The sequence below is a fragment of the Acidisoma silvae genome (assembly GCF_020618775.1).
GTDB lineage: Bacteria > Pseudomonadota > Alphaproteobacteria > Acetobacterales > Acetobacteraceae > Acidisoma > Acidisoma silvae.
This window is the reverse complement of sequence record NZ_JAESVB010000004.1, coordinates 330,216-344,789: the sequence shown is the minus strand read 5'-3', so window position 1 is coordinate 344,789 and position 14,574 is coordinate 330,216. Positions and strand designations below refer to the sequence as shown.

Sequence of the window (14,574 nt, the reverse complement as noted above, 5' to 3'; positions counted from 1 at the left end):
TTCTCTAGGTTCTGCCGAATTTTTGTTAAAACAACGTTATTCCCACGAATAACGGGGATCTTCTTTCGTAGCACTAGGGAGAAGCAGATTCCCGCTTTCGCGGGGGTGACCTTTCTGGATGGTCTGACAGACCCTACTCCCCCCGCGTCACCGCCGGGTCCAGACCGGCCGCGTCGAAACGCGGCAGGGCCGCGACGATGGCCGCGATATCGCCGTAGCGCTCGGGATAGAGCAGAACCGAACGCGCGAAGGCCAATGCCGCTGCCTGCGGCAGCGCGCGCACCGCTTCATCGGTAATGACCAGAAAATCCGCGATCTGCGCGAAGCCCAAAACACGGCGGATGATCTTGCAAGCCATGAACATCAGCGCGTCGCGGAACAGATCGGCGACATAGGCGCGCCGCAGCGTCTCGGCCCGCGCGGCCCCAGCCGGGCCGGAAAAATGGCTGGCCGGCAGACCGTCCGCCGCGCCGGCAAAGCCGCGCCAATGGGACAGGAACCGCGCCTCGAACCTGTCCCAGAACAGCACGATGTCGGCCGCCAGATGATCGCGGAATACGCCCACGCTCGTCGCGCCAGACTCATGAAACGGCTTGGCGTACCAGGCCATGACGTAATGGGCGATGAAATTGCCGATATCGAATCCAGACGGCCCGACGAGGGCGAATTCCCCGTCAATCACGCGCGTCTCGGCTTGCGTCACCATGATGGAGCCCGAATGCAGGTCGCCATGCAGCAGAGACTGCGCCCGTGTCAGATAGGTCAATCGCGCGCGCGTCACCGCGGCCTTCAGGTCGATATCGGCGCGGAAGGACGCGGCCCAGGCTTCCAGCGGCGCGGTGATGCGGTTGCGCTCGCTGACCGCATAAGGATCAGTGAACACGAGATCGACGGAAATGCGCTGTAGCGCCGTATTGCGGGCGAAGATGGCCTGATCGGCGGCCTTGCTCTCAAAAGGCGCGGCCAGGTCCGAGGTATAGAAGGACGCCGCGGCGACGTAATCGGCCACATCCTCCGGCACGCGCGGATGGTGCTCCCCCGCGATCATGGCGCGGCGCAAGATGATATGCGGCGACAGCTTTTCCATGACGATGATGAACTGCGCCGCATCGAAATGGTGAATGGCCGGGGCCAGCCTACCGACGAAAGGCGCGATGCGCTGGCCGTAGCTGAACTCGAAAAAGGCGCGGCTGACATCCATGGGCCAGCTTTCGCCCGCCACACGCACGTAAGGCAGCGCCTGTTTGACGCAAAGCCCGCCTGCCGGACCATCGACCAGAAAGACGGAATTGAGATTGCCGTCGGCGACGTCCTGACAGGTCCAGTCCGCAGGTTGGCCACCCAGACGTCCCGCGATAGCGGGCAGGCCCGCCAGATAGGCGGGCACATCGGCGGCGGTGAGAATCCGGTAATCGGCATTGGGGTGATCGAGCATGGGCGTCGCAGCAGCCTTTCAGACGAACGGGGCCGGTAAGGCCGGCTTCTGTTTTACAGACGGCAGCATAGCGGCGGCGCTGGGGTTTTTGAACCACCGGCCAGCGTCGAACTGGTCCTGCGATCACAGTCCCTCGATCCCGCCGGGCCGCGCTTGACGCTGCGGGCTTAGGCCTTCAAGTCAAATCCGCCGCAAAATTGGATTCCGATGTCGATCCTCGTGCATGCCTCCGGACCTCTAGCCTGCCGCTTGATGCGGGTGAGCACCCCGTGATGCCGTCCGTGCCGCAATCGGACAGCGAAGCCTATTACCGCACCCTGTTCGAATCGATGGACCAGGGTTTCTGCGTCATCGAATTCTTCGACGGTCCGCATGGGCCTTTGAGCGACTATATTCATATCGAGGCCAATCCCGCCTATGCGGTCCATGCCGGCATCCCCAATGTCGTCGGCCAGACGCTGCGCGACATGGTGCCCAATGAGGCCGATGCCTGGGTGGCGCGCTATGGCGCGGTGCTGGCCACCGGGCAGCCCATTCGCTTCGAGCAGGAACTGGTCGCGACCGGCCATTACCTGGAAGTCTCCTCCTTCCGCATCGAGCCCGCCAGCCGCCGGCAGGTCGCGGTTCTGTTCAAGGATGTAACCGACCGCAAACGCGCCGAGCGGGCTTTGATGGACGTGAATGAAACCCTGGAGGCGCGGGTCGCGACCGCTGTCGCCGACCGCCAGCTTCTGGCCGGCATCGTCGAAAATACCCATGCCTTTGTCCATGTGCTGGATATGGAGATGCGCTATCTGGCCGTGAACAGCGCGGCGGCGGCGGAATTCGAGCGTGTCTTCGGGTCGCGCCCCCGGATCGGCGACAAGATCGGTGACCTTCTGGCCGCGCATCCCGAGTTGCTGGCCGACCTGCGGAAGGCCTGGGCGAAAGCCTTCGCGGGCGAAGACTATGTGATGATCGACGAATACGGTGATCCGTCGCTCGACCGCCGCTATTACGAGCAGCATTTCAGCCCGCTGCGCAATGCCGTCGGCGAGCAGATCGGCGCCTATCAGTTCGGGTATGACGTGACGGACCGGCTGGCCGAACAGGACCGGCTGCGCATCGCCGAGGAAGCGCTGCGCCAGGCCCAGAAGATGGAGGCCGTGGGCCAGCTGACCGGCGGGCTGGCGCATGACTTCAACAATCTTCTGGCGGGCATTTCCGGCAGTTTCGAGATGATCGGCATTCGCGCGGCCCAGGGCCGTACGGCGGATGTAGAGAAATACATCCATGCCGGCCAGGGCGCCGCGCGCCGCGCCGCCGCGCTGACGCATCGGCTGCTGGCCTTCGCGCGGCGGCAGACGCTGTCGCCCAAGCCCACCATCATCAACAAGCTGCTGTCGGAATTGGTGGAGCTTGTGCAGCGGACGGTGGGACCGGGGATTGCGGTAGAGACCATCGCGGCGGGCGGGCTTTGGACCGCGCAGGTCGATGCCAATCAGCTGGAAAACGCCATCCTCAACCTGTGCATCAATGCCCGCGATGCCATGGTGGGCGGCGGGCGCATCACCATCGAAACCTCCAACCGCTGGCTGGATGAACGCACGGCGCGCGAGCGCAATATGGTGCAGGGCCAGTATGTGGCCGTCAGCGTCACCGATACCGGCAGCGGCATTGATAAGTCTATTCTGGATCGCGTTTTCGATCCCTTCTTCACCACCAAGCCGATCGGCCAGGGCACCGGGCTCGGCCTCTCCATGGTCTATGGCTTCGCACGGCAAAGCCATGGCCAGGTGCGCATCTATTCGGAACTGGGCCAGGGTACCACCGTCACCATCTATCTGCCGCGCCATCATGGCACGCAGGATGAGCGCGAGGCCGTGGCACCGGCCCGCCTGCCGCGCATTCACCCGAGCGGCGAAAGCGTGCTGATCGTGGATGATGAGCCAACCGTGCGCCTGCTGGTGGCGGATGCGCTGGGCGATCTCGGCTATCACTGTATCGAGGCGGAGGACGGCGCCAGCGCCCTGAAGATCTTCGAGGGCGAGCCGGAGATCGACCTGCTGATTACCGATGTCGGACTGCCCGGCGGGTTGAACGGACGCCAGGTGGCGGATGCCGCGCGGGTGCTGAAGCGTGACCTGCGCGTGTTGTTCATCACCGGCTATGCGGAGAATGCCGTCCTCAACCACGGCCATATCGAGCCGGGGATGGAAGTATTGACCAAGCCCTTTTCCATCGACGATCTTATTCGGCGCGTTGAGCGGATGCTGCATGAGACGAAAGCCGGCAGCGGCGGCAAGTAAAGGGCCGGCAAGCGCTGCATTGTGACGCAGCCTGAGGTGATCAACCGCCCCGATAGATTGATCCCAGATGTCATGGCGCCGTCGTGCTGCGCAATCGATATGCAGTCATAGCTGGCTTTTCGGCGGTCTCGGCTGACGGCCAAAAATGACAATTTATGTTCGGAATAGCGTTATGATCGACCGGGACACTATCTCCAGCGGATTATGGAGCTACAGCGTCCTCGACGGGACGTCCCCAGTTCAGACGGTGAGATTTCACCCCGGCGGGCGGGTTCTGGGCGTCATGCCCGGGGTCGAAATGCTATGGCATATCGACGATGACCAGCTCGTCATCACGCGCGAATCGGGCGAACCCGCCGTCAGGTTTGATAGGCCGACCGGAAGCGGCGATACCCTCGTCATGCAGGGTCTTTACCTGGCCGATGCGGGCGCCCGCGTGGCCGTGCAAATCGAACTGCAGGATTGGGACAAGCGCGACCGGGCCATCATTCGCACCGCCGATCATCTGCGCTGGCACATCACGAATCTCGGCTGGTCCGTCGGCGACTGCACTTATGGAGAGCCCACGTTCTTTAGCCCGGAGATGGCAAAGTTCACGATCGGACGCTATTCCTCGGTGGCGGACGGCGTGTCGATTGCTCTCGGCAATCACAGGCCCGATTTTGTCACGACCTATCCGTTTGCGACCCTTGTCAGGGCCTGGCCGTCGGCCCCGCCCGTCAAGGATCACAGCACGAAAGGCGATGTCGTCATTGGCAATGACGTTTGGATCTCGGCCAATGTCTTCATCAGTTCTGGCGCGACGATCGGCGATGGGGCGGTCATTGCGGCCCATAGCGTGATTACGAAGGACGTGCCGCCCTATGCCATCATGGCCGGAAATCCGGCGAAATTGATCCGATATCGCTTCGATTTTCGCGTGATCGAAGCCCTGCTTCGCATCCGCTGGTGGGACTGGCCGGTTCATAAGGTGGATGAATTCCTACCCCTCATGATGTCCGACGATATCGGGGCATTTCTGACCGCCGCCACGGCGGTGGAAACGACAAAGGCCTCTTTGCATGTCGGATGACGCTCATCTTGTATGCGGCTATGCGGTGCATGGCGGCGGCGGCATCAGCAATCAGAAAATGGCTCTGCTCGGGGCTTTTCTGGACAGTTTCGAATCTCATCTTCCGCTGGCGCTGCCGCAGATCACGGAAATGGACCAGATCGCGCGCAAATATGACGCCTATGACTTCGGCGATATTTTCGACGAAGACTGCATTCGGGATTTCTGCCGGCGATGGAACGTCACGCTGCGGCTGAGAGATGACGACACCCTCTATCGCAGCAGCTACGAAAATTATTTCTGGAAGACGTCCAATCTGTTTCACAGCGGCATGTTCGACGGTCGCTATCGGGAACGAGACGCTTTCGTGGCCGATGCCATCAGAAGCCTGAAGACCCATGTCGGGCGCAGCCGGGTCGTCGACACGATCGTGTCGGAGATCAACAGATACCCCAACCTTGCCGTTGCGCAGTTCAGGATCGAAAAAGACTGGGAGACTCACGCCGCCCATCTCTCCGCGCTGCACAATCTCGACGAGGATGTATGGCTTGATCACGACCTAATCGCGAAAAAAATTCGCGATGAATTCAGGATGCTCGAATATCTCTATGTCATCTGTGACGAAGCAGCGTTGCTTCATCCCAAAGAGAAAATCCGCCGCGATTGTTTTGACGCGACCGGGCTGAGACTGATCTTCAAGTCGGATATTCTGACCGCTCAGGAAAGCGAGGCTTTCGGTCCGTTGCGCCTGTCACTGATCGATTTTGAAATCGCCCGGTCAGCCAAAGTATTTGTCGGAAACTCGCATTCCACTTTCAGCAATATGGCGGCATTGGAAAGCTATGTTCACCTGGGCTGCCCGGTAAGGCATCACTACGTGTACAATAAAAAACAGAGCCTGCTTCGCAGAACCGATAATGGTTTGTTCACACGCCTATAACGAGAGCAATGGCGGCGGGCCGATGAGGCCCGCCGCTTGAATCGGATTACGGATGGCCCTGGCCGGGGCCACCGCCGCCCGGACCGCCGCCGTAACCGCCGCCGCCGCCACCACCATGATGGTGGCCCCAGCCGCCGCAGAAGCCGCCGCCCCAGGGGCCACAGCAGGCGGACAGGCTGCCGGCTGCGAACAGCATGCCGACCAGGATCAGAACCTGTTTCCAATTGCGCATAAAATCATCCTTCGACGTCAAGCCAGGCAAGCGCGGACAATCCGCCGCGCCGTCCTGTGTGCGGATAGAACTGTGGCGGGAATGCGAAAAAGCGACCCATCCTCACGTTTCATTGAAGATGTTCTTTGCAACGCATTGATAATAATATGTTTGAGCAGACACCATTTCTGACGGCCGGCTCTGCACATCCTCAAAAAAGACCGTGCAGAAACCAGGCCAGATTGCCGGTCTCTGAGTCTTCGCCGTCGCCGTTGCGATAAAGCCAGAAGCGCTCGCCGGCCTCGTCCTCCACCGCCCAATAGTCGCGCGACAGCGCGCGTTCGCCGCCGCGCTTCCACCATTCGCCGAAGACCCGCTCCGGCCCATCCGCCCGCCGAATGCGGTAGCGCTGCCGTCGCCAGGTGAAGGCGACGGGCGGCTGGTCGGGCAGCAAGGCGATGGCCTGCACCGGCTGCGGCGGGGTCAGCAGGCGCAGCGGTCGCGGCAGGCTTTGTGGCCAGCCACGCCCCTGCGGCGGCGCCAGCGGCCCAATGCGCTTCACGGCCCGCTCCGGCACATCGCTTTCCACCGGGGCCAGCCGATAGACCTGCCTGGGGCCGAAGCGCGCCACCAGACGGTCGATCAGCGGTGCCAGTTCGCCCAGGCTTTTGGCGACGCCGCTTTGCGGCGACCAGGCTTCGATCTGCTCGGGCGTGACAGGCTCGGCGAGCGCCACCCATAGCGTCATCGCCTCGACCCCATGGCCCGGGTCTATGGTCTCGATCCGCTCGGCCAGCAGGCGCGACAGTTGTGCTGCCGGCTGCACCGGCCGCGCGGTGCCGAGCGCGATGCATTGCTCGGTGCCGTCTACCCGCTCGCAGACCAGATCGAGCCGCCGCGCGCCCTCCCCGCGCCGTTCCAACTCCTTGGCCACATCCAGACATAGCCGATCGATGACGGTGGCAAAGGCTTCGGCCGTCAGCAGGGGTTCCACGAAGGTCAGCCGCGCGCGGATCAACGTCGCGGCGGCCTGCGGCGCCAAGGGTTCGAACTGGGTTCCCAGCGCGTAGTCCAGTTGATGCAGCAAGGTCGCGCCGAAGCGGCGGGACAGCGGCGCGCGTTTCGCGTCCATCACTTCACCGACGCGGGCGAAACCCATGCGGTCCAGCCCTGCCAGGGTCTCCGGCGGCAGGCGCAGGCTGGCAATGGGCAGGACGCGCAAGGCCTCGGCCACGCCACCCGCCGGGCAAAGGGTGACGGGTTCGGCCGCCCCGTAATGGGACAGCGCCCAGGCGGCACCCGGCGTATCGGCCATCGCCAGCCGCACCGTCAGCCCGACACCGGACAGGCGGCGGCGCAGGTCTTCCAGCATGGCGGCCTCGCCACCCCACAGATGATCCGCGCCGGTACTGTCGATGCGGATAGCGTCCGGCAGATCGGCTGTCGTCAGCGGCGCATAGCGCTGGCACCAGACAGCGAGCGCCCGCAGCCCCGTGGCATCCCCCGCCGGATCGGCATCGATAATGGTCAGGTCGCGATGCATGGCTTGCGCTTCCGCCAGCGGCTGGCCTTGCTGGATGCCCAGGCGGCGCGCCGCCGCATCGGCAGCCCCCACCACATGGCGCCGGCCGTCATACAGACGGGTGATGACGGGCCGTGCCGCATCCTCCGCCGCGCTGGGCGGGGGCGCGGGCTCGGCCGGATCCCTAACCTGCCCGGCGATACGGCTGCGCTGTTGCCGGCGCCAGCGATCCGTCGGCCAGAAGGGCAGATAGATGGAGATGACCCGTCGCATCGCATGCCTCCACGATCCAGGATGCGGCCTCCGCCCCGCGGCAGCGGATGAGGTCCAATTGCCAAAGGGCGCTGGCCAGGCCCGCCACATGCGGGGCCTCGGGCACCGCAGGGCCGGACGGCCGGCGCGCGATGCGCCAGCGCGTCAGGGCGGCGATGGGGGCAAGGCCGCTTGCCGGCTCCCGCTTCTGCGGCCGGTGCAGCAGGAAAGCCGGCATGCCCGCCGCTTCCGCCGCCAGTTGCAGGCGGCGCGCGGCGATGGGGGCAATCTGCCGCACTTCCCCCACCACGCCGGCAAAGCGGCCATGGCGCAGCGCCTCCTCCATCACCGCCGCCACCGCCCGCCGGGCGGTGACATACAGAACGCGATCGGGGCTCAACCCGACATTGCCCAAAGCCGGGGCGTAGAGATCAGGCCGCTCGGTCACCCACAGAACCGGCCCCTCCAGCCGGGCCAGAATGCCCGCCGCCATCAGCCCGGCCGCCGCCGCATAGGGCTGACCGGACCCGTGATCGGCCAGTTCATGCAGTCCGGGCAGGCGCAGCCCGCCCCAGGGCAGATGCCGGTCCAGCGGCGCCACGCCGAAAGGCAGCACCTCCCCGGCCGCCTTGGTCCCGCTCAGCCGTTCCAGGCCTGATATCGCGGCACGCAGGTCGCTAAGCTGTTGGTTTTCCGAAATTCTGGTCACGCTATGGCCTCATCAGATAAGGAACATAACGTGAACATTTGACCGATGGAAAGCCCTATCTGGACAGGGCCTGATGCCATTTACGCCAGGTTCAAGGATTTCAGATGGCTAGAACTATTCCCTCATCCGGTCTCTCAGCGGCCGGCCGTCATGGCCCTGCGCTGGGCTTTCCGACCTATGCGTCCAGCCCTATGGCGCGTGGGCCGGCAAACCGCTTAACCTTCCCGCCCGTAGGGCAAATTGCCCTCATTCCACGGCTTGAGGCTGACGAGGATGGCGAACGAGACCCGCGAGAAGTTCCTGACGGCGACCCGCGTCCTCGCCTCCGGTACCGGCACCTTAAAGGTGCGGCTGCGCCTGGCTCTGGTGCCGGATCTGCTGGTGCTGCGGCAGGATCAGATGCCCTGGCCCGATCTGTGGGACCGGTTCATCACCTTGCGCGAGGAAGTGGCCCCCGAAGGCCGCCGCGATGTCGCGCTGGAACAGTGGTGGGATTTCGAACTGGGCCGCATCGCGCAGGAAGTCGTCGATCTCTTCGACGAAATCACCCGCCGCCAACACGCCTGACCGGCTGGCCCATGGGCAAGATCGCCTGGATTGCCTCCTATCCCAAATCGGGCAGCACCTGGCTGCGCGCCTTCCTGCATAATTACATCGCCGACAGTGCGGTACCATACGACATCAACCGGCTGATGGACCTGTCAACGGGGGAAGCCGCCGCCAGCCGCTATCAGGTTTTCGATCCGCGTCCGGCATCGCGCTATACGATCCGCGACGTGCAGGCCATGCGCCCGCGCGTGCATCAGGCGATTGCCGACGCGCAGCCCGGCCTCGCCTTCGTCAAAACCCATAATGCGCAACTGGTGGTGGACGGCGTGCAGTTGATCACCAAGGCGGTGACGGGTGGCGCGATCTATATTCTACGCGACCCGCGCGACGTCGCTATTTCCTTCAGTCGTCATCTGGGCCTTTCGCTGGACCGCACCATCGCTTTCATGAACGACCCGCAAGCCGCGACCGGCGGCACGGACAGCACGGTCTATGTCCGTCTGGCGACCTGGTCGGGCCATGTGCATTTCTGGACCAGACAGCCGCATCCGACCCTGCATGTTCTGCGCTATGAGGATCTGATCGCCGATCCCGCTGGCGCCTTCGCTTCCGTTATCCGCTTTCTGGGACAGGAGCCTTTGCCCGAGCGGCTGACACGCGCCATCGCCCATAGCGCGTTTTCCGAATTGCGCCGTCAGGAAGAGGCGCATGGCTTTGTCGAGCAGCCGGCGCAGTCACAAGATGTCTTTTTCCGGCAGGGCCGCAGCGGCGCCTGGCGCGAGGTGCTGACGACAGCGCAGGCCGCGCGCATCGAACGCGACCACGCTGCCGTCATGCAGCGTTTTGGGTATGTGTAGATTTTATCGGCATATTCGGCGTCACTCTAACCGTCATGCCCGCGAAAGCGGGCATCTTCTCATCGTCGAGGCGCCATAGCCATAAAGAGAAGATCCCCGCATGCGCGGGGATGACGGTGCTTCAACCTTCCCGATAGAGGCTCTATTGTTTAACCGCGCCCAAAGGGCTGATGACGGGATGACCCATCGTCGACCATACCGGATCATTGACGCGGTCGGGCTCGGTGATCAGATGGGACGCGCGCGCAATCGGATGGCCCTTGTCGTCGAAGCGCAAAACCAGAACCCAGTCGAAGGCATCGTTCGGCCATTTGCCTTTTGGCAAAAGCGTGGCGGGCGGCAGTTTCAAAGCCGCCAATAGCGCCGGGATTTTGGTATGGTGCCAGGATATCAGCACATTTTGGCCGGCCGGGCGCTGCTTGAGCCAGGAGACCAGATCCCGCACTTCATGCGACGGGCTCGGCTGATAGATGACGAGCTTGGAGGTTTGGCTGAAAGGCTCCAGCGTCAGACGCGGCCTTTCGCTTTTCCGGGAATCTTCCGAGGCCACCAGCGCGTCGATCTGAAGCGGCTTTCCGTCCAATTTGAAGGTCTGGAAATAGCGGGCGTATTGGACGGCCCGCATGGTGCCGGCGGCGCTGAGCCCGGCGCCCAGCCCGTCCTTTTCGCCATGACGCACGATCAGCAGCGTCGCGTTATGCAGGCCGGCGCGCGTCGCCATATAGGTTTGGCCGTTGCCCGATTGCGGCGCATAGGCCTGGGCCGAAGACGAAAAGGCCGCGAGGCCGACACAGATAGCCAAAGCCATAGCACGCATAAAGTCTCAGTCTCCCTGCCGCGTCTTGCCGCGAACCCGCCTCGTTTTGTCCTAAAGGATTTTGCCTTTCCGGAGGAGCCCGAAGGTCACGAGCACGGTGCATCCCATCAGCGCGACGCCATACCAGAAGCCGTAATGGCTTTGCAGCCAGGGCAGGCCGCCCAGATTCATGCCGAACATGCCCGTGATCAGGGTGATGGGCAGAAACACCGCCGTGACGATGGAGAGGATGTATAGGTTGCGGTTGGTCGCTTCCATCAGCCGGTTCGACGCCTGTTCCTGCAGCAGCCTGGCCCGCTCCTGCACCAGATCGAGGTCATGGCCGAGCGCGCCCAGCGCCTCGATGGCATTGCGCAGCTTGGCCGCGTCAGGCCCGTCGATCCAGCTCGGCAGGCGCGAGAGAAGATTCAGCAGCGCATGCTGCTGCGGCACCATATGCCGCCGCAGCCGGGCGCCCAGCCGGCGGATGCGCCCCAGTTCTTCCGAATGGCCGGTCGCCTTGCCGTCCAGGATCGCGTCCTCGACCTCATCGACACTATCGACCAGGCTGAGAATGAGATCGCTCAGCGTATCCGTGACATGGTGCAGAAACTTGACGACCAGCACCACGGGCCGCCCGTCATGCAGACCTTCGCTGACGGTCCGGCGCAGCTTTTCGATCGCGGCCAGCGGCCGGTGCCTGACGCTGATCAGCCGGTGATTGTCGAGATAGAGCCGCAGAACGTCCAGCTGCTCCGACTGCGTCGCGAATTCATGATGCAGATCGCCGATCACGCCGCAAAGTCCCGCGCCCACCGCTTCGATCCGCATATGGGAATCAGCGCTCAGCAGCACGGTTTTGGCCTGGTCCGGAATCTCCGCGCATTGCGCGATCCAGGCGCGAGCGCCGGGGTCTGCATGATCGAAATGCAGCCAGACCAGCGCGTCGGTTGATGTGACACTCCGGTCGATATCGGCCTCGGCCAGGGCATTCATATTGCCGCCGGCATCGATGCTGTAGCCGCAGACCAGGCCGCGTTCACCAACCTTATCGGCCAAATCTGCCTCCCCCAAACCTTTGGACCGGGCCTTAGCCCGGCGATGGAGGCCGCTCTTACGCCTCCGCCTTGCGGCCAAGGATGAAGATTTGCAGTCACCTGCCGGGTTTTTCGCATCCGCCGGCGCGGCTGCGACGTATGGCCACTAGTGGACTTTCACTCATAACTCGCGTGGAGAGGACTGCCATGGATCGCCTGGACTTGCGCTTTTGGGACTCAGCCGACTTTTTGCAGTCCGAAGATGATATCGCGCATTTCTGGGAGACGGCGCTGCACGAAAGTGCCGGCGATACCGTCTTCATCACCAAGGCCATCGGCACCATCCTGCGGGCGCGCGGCATCATTCAACTGGCGAGCGCCACCGGCCTGACCGTCGCGGACCTGCGCGAGACCCTTGCCGGCCAGGGCGATCTGTCCTTTGCCAACATCACCGATGCCGCATCCGCGCTGGGCCTGGATGTGACGGACCTGCCTTTGACGGACGAGCATTTTTCCATGGCCGCGCTCGACATGCCTTTCGCCGAGGCGCAGCCGGCCGCCGTTTAGCCTTTGCCGGCCAGATTGCGGGCGAACAGGGCCTTCATCTCGCCCCAGCCGCGCGCGGCGGCGGCTGGGTCATAGACCGGAAAATCCGGCTTCATCCAGCCATGATGGGCGCCGGTATAGATTTCCGCGCGGAAGGTGACGCCGGCGGCCGTCAAAGCCGCTACCAGCCGCGCCGCCATATCCGGCGGATAAAGCCCGTCCTGATCGGCCCCGGCAATATAGACCTCAGCCGTCAGGCGCTTTGCGATCAGATGCGGGCTGGTCGGCGCGTCTGTCGCCAGATTGCCGCCATGGAAGCTGGCGACGGCCGCGAAACGCCCGGGATAGGTGCCGGCCGCCGTAATCGCCATGCCGCCGCCCATGCAGAAACCCACGGCGCCGCATTCAGGCCCCGACACGTCGTCCCGTCTATCCAGGTAATCCAGGAAAGCGGCGGTATCCTCGGCTGCCTTGTCATTGCCGGTTGTGGCCATCAGCGGGCCGATCACCGCCATGTAGTCGCCCTTGAACAGTTCCCTCGGCACGATCGTGTCGTAGGGGCCAAAGCGATAGAACAGGTCGGGCAGCAGCACGACATAGCCGAAATCCGCCAATTGCTGCGCCATGGCGATGGCGCCGGGCCGGATGCCGCCGGCATCCATATAGAAGATGATGGCGGGCCAAGGCCCCGCGCCCGCAGGCGTCAGCACATGGGCCGAACACGCACCGTCGCGCGTGCTTATGGTTACGGTTTCAGACGGCATTCTATTCCCTCGCCCCGTGACCTAGCAGGGCTTCACGGCGCCCTTGTCCTGAAGGTCTTTCAACCGCGCCACCGCATCCAGATGGGATTCGACCCGTTCCTCGGTCCTGGACCCATCGGACCACCAGTAGCGGGCTTCGCCGCCCGCGCCCTTCTTATCGGCCGCGAAACGCCATTTTTTCAGCAATGCCGGATTTTTCGGGAGTTTCTCGTCTTGGCCCATGGGAACGCCTCTCCGCAAACTTTGAGCAGAGCTTCGCGCGTTTGGGCGGACAAGGAAACCCCTGCCCGCCGCTGTGGCCAGGCCAAGCTGGACGCTATGCGGCCGGCAGCGCCTCTACCCCGCACCAGCCGGCGATGAAGAGGGCGATGGCTTTGGTGGTTTCGCGCAGGGATTGCAGGCTGACGCGCTCGTTAAAGCCATGGATCTTTTCGCCATGCGGGCCGTAGCAGAAGGCCGGAATGTCATAATACAATGAATAAAACCGGGCGTCGTTGAGCGCCGTGGAATAGCGATGCGCGAAGGGCTGCTCGCTGCTCGCCTCATGCGCGGCCTGGATCAGCGTCTCGATCTCCGGGTTCGGCGCCAGGGCATAGCCGTGGGACAGATAGCCCGACCATTCGACGCGGGGCGGGTTATTGGCGAGGAAACTATGCGTCTTGGCGGCAGCCGCGACGCAGGCCTCGATCTCCCGCCGGCAGTCATCCACGTTCCAGCCCGGCAGAACGGCGATGCGGCAGTCGATATCGCACCAGGCCGGCACCGAGGACGCCCAGTCGCCGCCCTTGATGATGCCGGGGTTGAAATTGATGGGATGGTCCATCGCCCCGTAATAGGGGTCGCTTTTGGCGCGCTCGTTCCAGTCGCGCTCCAGCCCTTCCAGCGCCTGGATGACATTGAAGGCCGCGCGAATGGCGTTGGACCCCTCACCCGCCACGGCCACATGGGTCGGCTCGCCGCTGACTTTCAGGCGGAACCAGATGACGCCGACGCAGACGCCGTTGAAGGCCTGGTCGGTCGGTTCCGGCAGCAGGGCGCAATCGGCCCGGTAGCCGCGCTGCAAGGTGGACAGCGCGCCGACGCCGGTGCTTTCCTCCTCGATCACCGATTGCAGATGGATGCGTCCGCCGGGGGCAAGCCCGGCCGCGCGGATGGCGTCCAGCGCATAAAGCGCGGCGATGGTGCCGGATTTCATATCGGCGGCACCCCGGCCATACATCCAGCCGTCCTTGATGACGGGCGTGAAGGGACCGGTCTCCCACATGCTCAAGGGGCCGGTCGGCACCACATCGCAATGGCCCTGGAGGATCAGAGAGCGGCCGGTGACGGCCGGCGGATGATAGGTGCCGACGACGGTGCGGGCGCGGGAGAAATCATGCTGGATGACGCCGCAATCCGGCAGATCCTTCAGATCCTCCATGGCGATCGTCCAGTCATCCATCGCATAGCCGCGTGCGCGCATGAGATCGGCCATCAGATCCTGGGCCGGGCTTTCGGCGCCGCGCGTGCTCGGAATGGCGACGAGGGCGGCGGTATCGGCCAGCTGGGCGTCAAAACCAGCGTCCACGGCTGCCTTGATGCGCTGGGCGATGGCGGGATCGAGCAAGGACGTCATGG

At 63.7% G+C, this 14,574-nt stretch carries 15 protein-coding genes; 6 read left to right on the top strand and 9 right to left on the bottom strand.

Going from position 1 to position 14,574, the window contains the following annotated elements:
• Positions 1-133: 133 nt before the first annotated feature.
• On the bottom strand, positions 134-1,435 hold the full coding sequence (gene mtnK, locus ASILVAE211_RS12265; protein WP_227321594.1) for an S-methyl-5-thioribose kinase: 1,302 nt from the start codon (positions 1,433-1,435) through the stop codon (positions 134-136).
• A 272-nt stretch (positions 1,436-1,707) separates the two neighbouring features.
• Here mtnK and ASILVAE211_RS12260 point away from each other — a divergent pair, with 272 nt between their 5' ends.
• The 3 genes from ASILVAE211_RS12260 to ASILVAE211_RS12250 all read left to right on the top strand — a co-directional run bounded on the left by ASILVAE211_RS12260 (position 1,708) and on the right by ASILVAE211_RS12250 (position 5,714).
• Positions 1,708-3,723 (top strand): hybrid sensor histidine kinase/response regulator, encoded by a 2,016-nt coding sequence (locus tag ASILVAE211_RS12260; protein WP_227321651.1) that lies wholly within the window; start codon positions 1,708-1,710, stop codon positions 3,721-3,723.
• 247 nt (positions 3,724-3,970) lie between these two features.
• Positions 3,971-4,795: a CatB-related O-acetyltransferase gene (locus tag ASILVAE211_RS26325; protein ID WP_227321593.1), complete on the top strand. Its 825-nt coding sequence runs from the start codon at positions 3,971-3,973 to the stop codon at positions 4,793-4,795.
• On the top strand, positions 4,785-5,714 hold the full coding sequence (locus ASILVAE211_RS12250; protein WP_227321592.1) for an O-fucosyltransferase family protein: 930 nt from the start codon (positions 4,785-4,787) through the stop codon (positions 5,712-5,714). The genes ASILVAE211_RS26325 and ASILVAE211_RS12250 overlap by 11 nt, the downstream gene beginning before the upstream one ends.
• 46 nt (positions 5,715-5,760) lie before the next feature.
• Here the strand turns inward: ASILVAE211_RS12250 and ASILVAE211_RS12245 are convergent, their stop codons facing one another.
• The 3 genes from ASILVAE211_RS12245 to ASILVAE211_RS12235 form a co-directional block, all read right to left on the bottom strand.
• A complete protein-coding gene (locus tag ASILVAE211_RS12245; protein ID WP_227321591.1) occupies positions 5,761-5,946 on the bottom strand; it encodes a hypothetical protein in 186 nt (61 codons plus the stop codon).
• Positions 5,947-6,136: 190 nt separating this feature from the next.
• On the bottom strand, positions 6,137-7,720 hold the full coding sequence (locus ASILVAE211_RS12240; RefSeq protein WP_227321590.1) for a Y-family DNA polymerase: 1,584 nt from the start codon (positions 7,718-7,720) through the stop codon (positions 6,137-6,139).
• Positions 7,632-8,408, bottom strand: a complete 777-nt coding sequence (locus ASILVAE211_RS12235; RefSeq protein ID WP_227321589.1) for an ImuA family protein — start codon at positions 8,406-8,408, stop codon at positions 7,632-7,634. The genes ASILVAE211_RS12240 and ASILVAE211_RS12235 overlap by 89 nt, the downstream gene beginning before the upstream one ends.
• A 273-nt stretch (positions 8,409-8,681) precedes the next feature.
• On the opposite strand from ASILVAE211_RS12235, the gene ASILVAE211_RS12230 reads away from it, so the two are divergent.
• Positions 8,682-8,975 carry a hypothetical protein gene (locus tag ASILVAE211_RS12230; protein ID WP_227321588.1) on the top strand — a complete coding sequence of 98 codons (294 nt, stop codon included), beginning with the start codon at positions 8,682-8,684 and terminating at the stop codon, positions 8,973-8,975.
• 11 nt (positions 8,976-8,986) lie between these two features.
• Entirely contained in the window at positions 8,987-9,814 is an 828-nt protein-coding gene (locus tag ASILVAE211_RS12225) for a sulfotransferase domain-containing protein (protein ID WP_227321587.1), read from the top strand.
• A gap of 142 nt (positions 9,815-9,956) precedes the next feature.
• On the opposite strand, the gene ASILVAE211_RS12220 is transcribed toward ASILVAE211_RS12225, so the two are convergent.
• Both ASILVAE211_RS12220 and ASILVAE211_RS12215 read right to left on the bottom strand, forming a co-directional pair.
• Entirely contained in the window at positions 9,957-10,631 is a 675-nt protein-coding gene (locus ASILVAE211_RS12220; protein WP_227321586.1) for a hypothetical protein, read from the bottom strand.
• A 51-nt stretch (positions 10,632-10,682) separates the two neighbouring features.
• Entirely contained in the window at positions 10,683-11,669 is a 987-nt protein-coding gene (locus tag ASILVAE211_RS12215) for a transporter (protein ID WP_227321585.1), read from the bottom strand.
• A gap of 185 nt (positions 11,670-11,854) precedes the next feature.
• On the opposite strand from ASILVAE211_RS12215, the gene ASILVAE211_RS12210 reads away from it, so the two are divergent.
• The gene (locus ASILVAE211_RS12210) at positions 11,855-12,214 is read left to right on the top strand and encodes an addiction module antidote protein (RefSeq protein ID WP_227321584.1); all 360 of its coding nucleotides are present in this window, start codon (positions 11,855-11,857) and stop codon (positions 12,212-12,214) included.
• Here the strand turns inward: ASILVAE211_RS12210 and ASILVAE211_RS12205 are convergent.
• The 3 genes from ASILVAE211_RS12205 to ASILVAE211_RS12195 form a co-directional block, all read right to left on the bottom strand.
• A complete protein-coding gene (locus ASILVAE211_RS12205; protein ID WP_227321583.1) occupies positions 12,211-12,957 on the bottom strand; it encodes a dienelactone hydrolase family protein in 747 nt (248 codons plus the stop codon). The two genes, ASILVAE211_RS12210 and ASILVAE211_RS12205, sit on opposite strands and share 4 nt — an antisense overlap.
• A gap of 21 nt (positions 12,958-12,978) precedes the next feature.
• Positions 12,979-13,179, bottom strand: a complete 201-nt coding sequence (locus ASILVAE211_RS12200) for a hypothetical protein (RefSeq protein WP_227321582.1) — start codon at positions 13,177-13,179, stop codon at positions 12,979-12,981.
• A gap of 94 nt (positions 13,180-13,273) precedes the next feature.
• Positions 13,274-14,572, bottom strand: coding sequence for an ArgE/DapE family deacylase (locus ASILVAE211_RS12195; protein ID WP_227321581.1), 1,299 nt, complete (start codon positions 14,570-14,572; stop codon positions 13,274-13,276).
• Positions 14,573-14,574 lie beyond the last annotated feature (2 nt).

Coding starts and splice junctions, on each gene's coding strand:
- mtnK (WP_227321594.1), bottom strand. CDS start 1,435: ATGCTCGATCACCCCAATGCCGATTACCGGATTCTCACCGCCGCCGAT.
- ASILVAE211_RS12225 (WP_227321587.1), top strand. CDS start 8,987: ATGGGCAAGATCGCCTGGATTGCCTCCTATCCCAAATCGGGCAGCACC.
- ASILVAE211_RS12210 (WP_227321584.1), top strand. CDS start 11,855: ATGGATCGCCTGGACTTGCGCTTTTGGGACTCAGCCGACTTTTTGCAG.
- ASILVAE211_RS12200 (WP_227321582.1), bottom strand. CDS start 13,179: ATGGGCCAAGACGAGAAACTCCCGAAAAATCCGGCATTGCTGAAAAAA.
- ASILVAE211_RS12220 (WP_227321586.1), bottom strand. CDS start 10,631: ATGCGTGCTATGGCTTTGGCTATCTGTGTCGGCCTCGCGGCCTTTTCG.
- ASILVAE211_RS12230 (WP_227321588.1), top strand. CDS start 8,682: ATGGCGAACGAGACCCGCGAGAAGTTCCTGACGGCGACCCGCGTCCTC.
- ASILVAE211_RS12195 (WP_227321581.1), bottom strand. CDS start 14,572: ATGACGTCCTTGCTCGATCCCGCCATCGCCCAGCGCATCAAGGCAGCC.
- ASILVAE211_RS12240 (WP_227321590.1), bottom strand. CDS start 7,720: ATGCGACGGGTCATCTCCATCTATCTGCCCTTCTGGCCGACGGATCGC.
- ASILVAE211_RS12245 (WP_227321591.1), bottom strand. CDS start 5,946: ATGCGCAATTGGAAACAGGTTCTGATCCTGGTCGGCATGCTGTTCGCA.
- ASILVAE211_RS12205 (WP_227321583.1), bottom strand. CDS start 12,957: ATGCCGTCTGAAACCGTAACCATAAGCACGCGCGACGGTGCGTGTTCG.
- ASILVAE211_RS12250 (WP_227321592.1), top strand. CDS start 4,785: ATGTCGGATGACGCTCATCTTGTATGCGGCTATGCGGTGCATGGCGGC.
- ASILVAE211_RS12260 (WP_227321651.1), top strand. CDS start 1,708: ATGCCGTCCGTGCCGCAATCGGACAGCGAAGCCTATTACCGCACCCTG.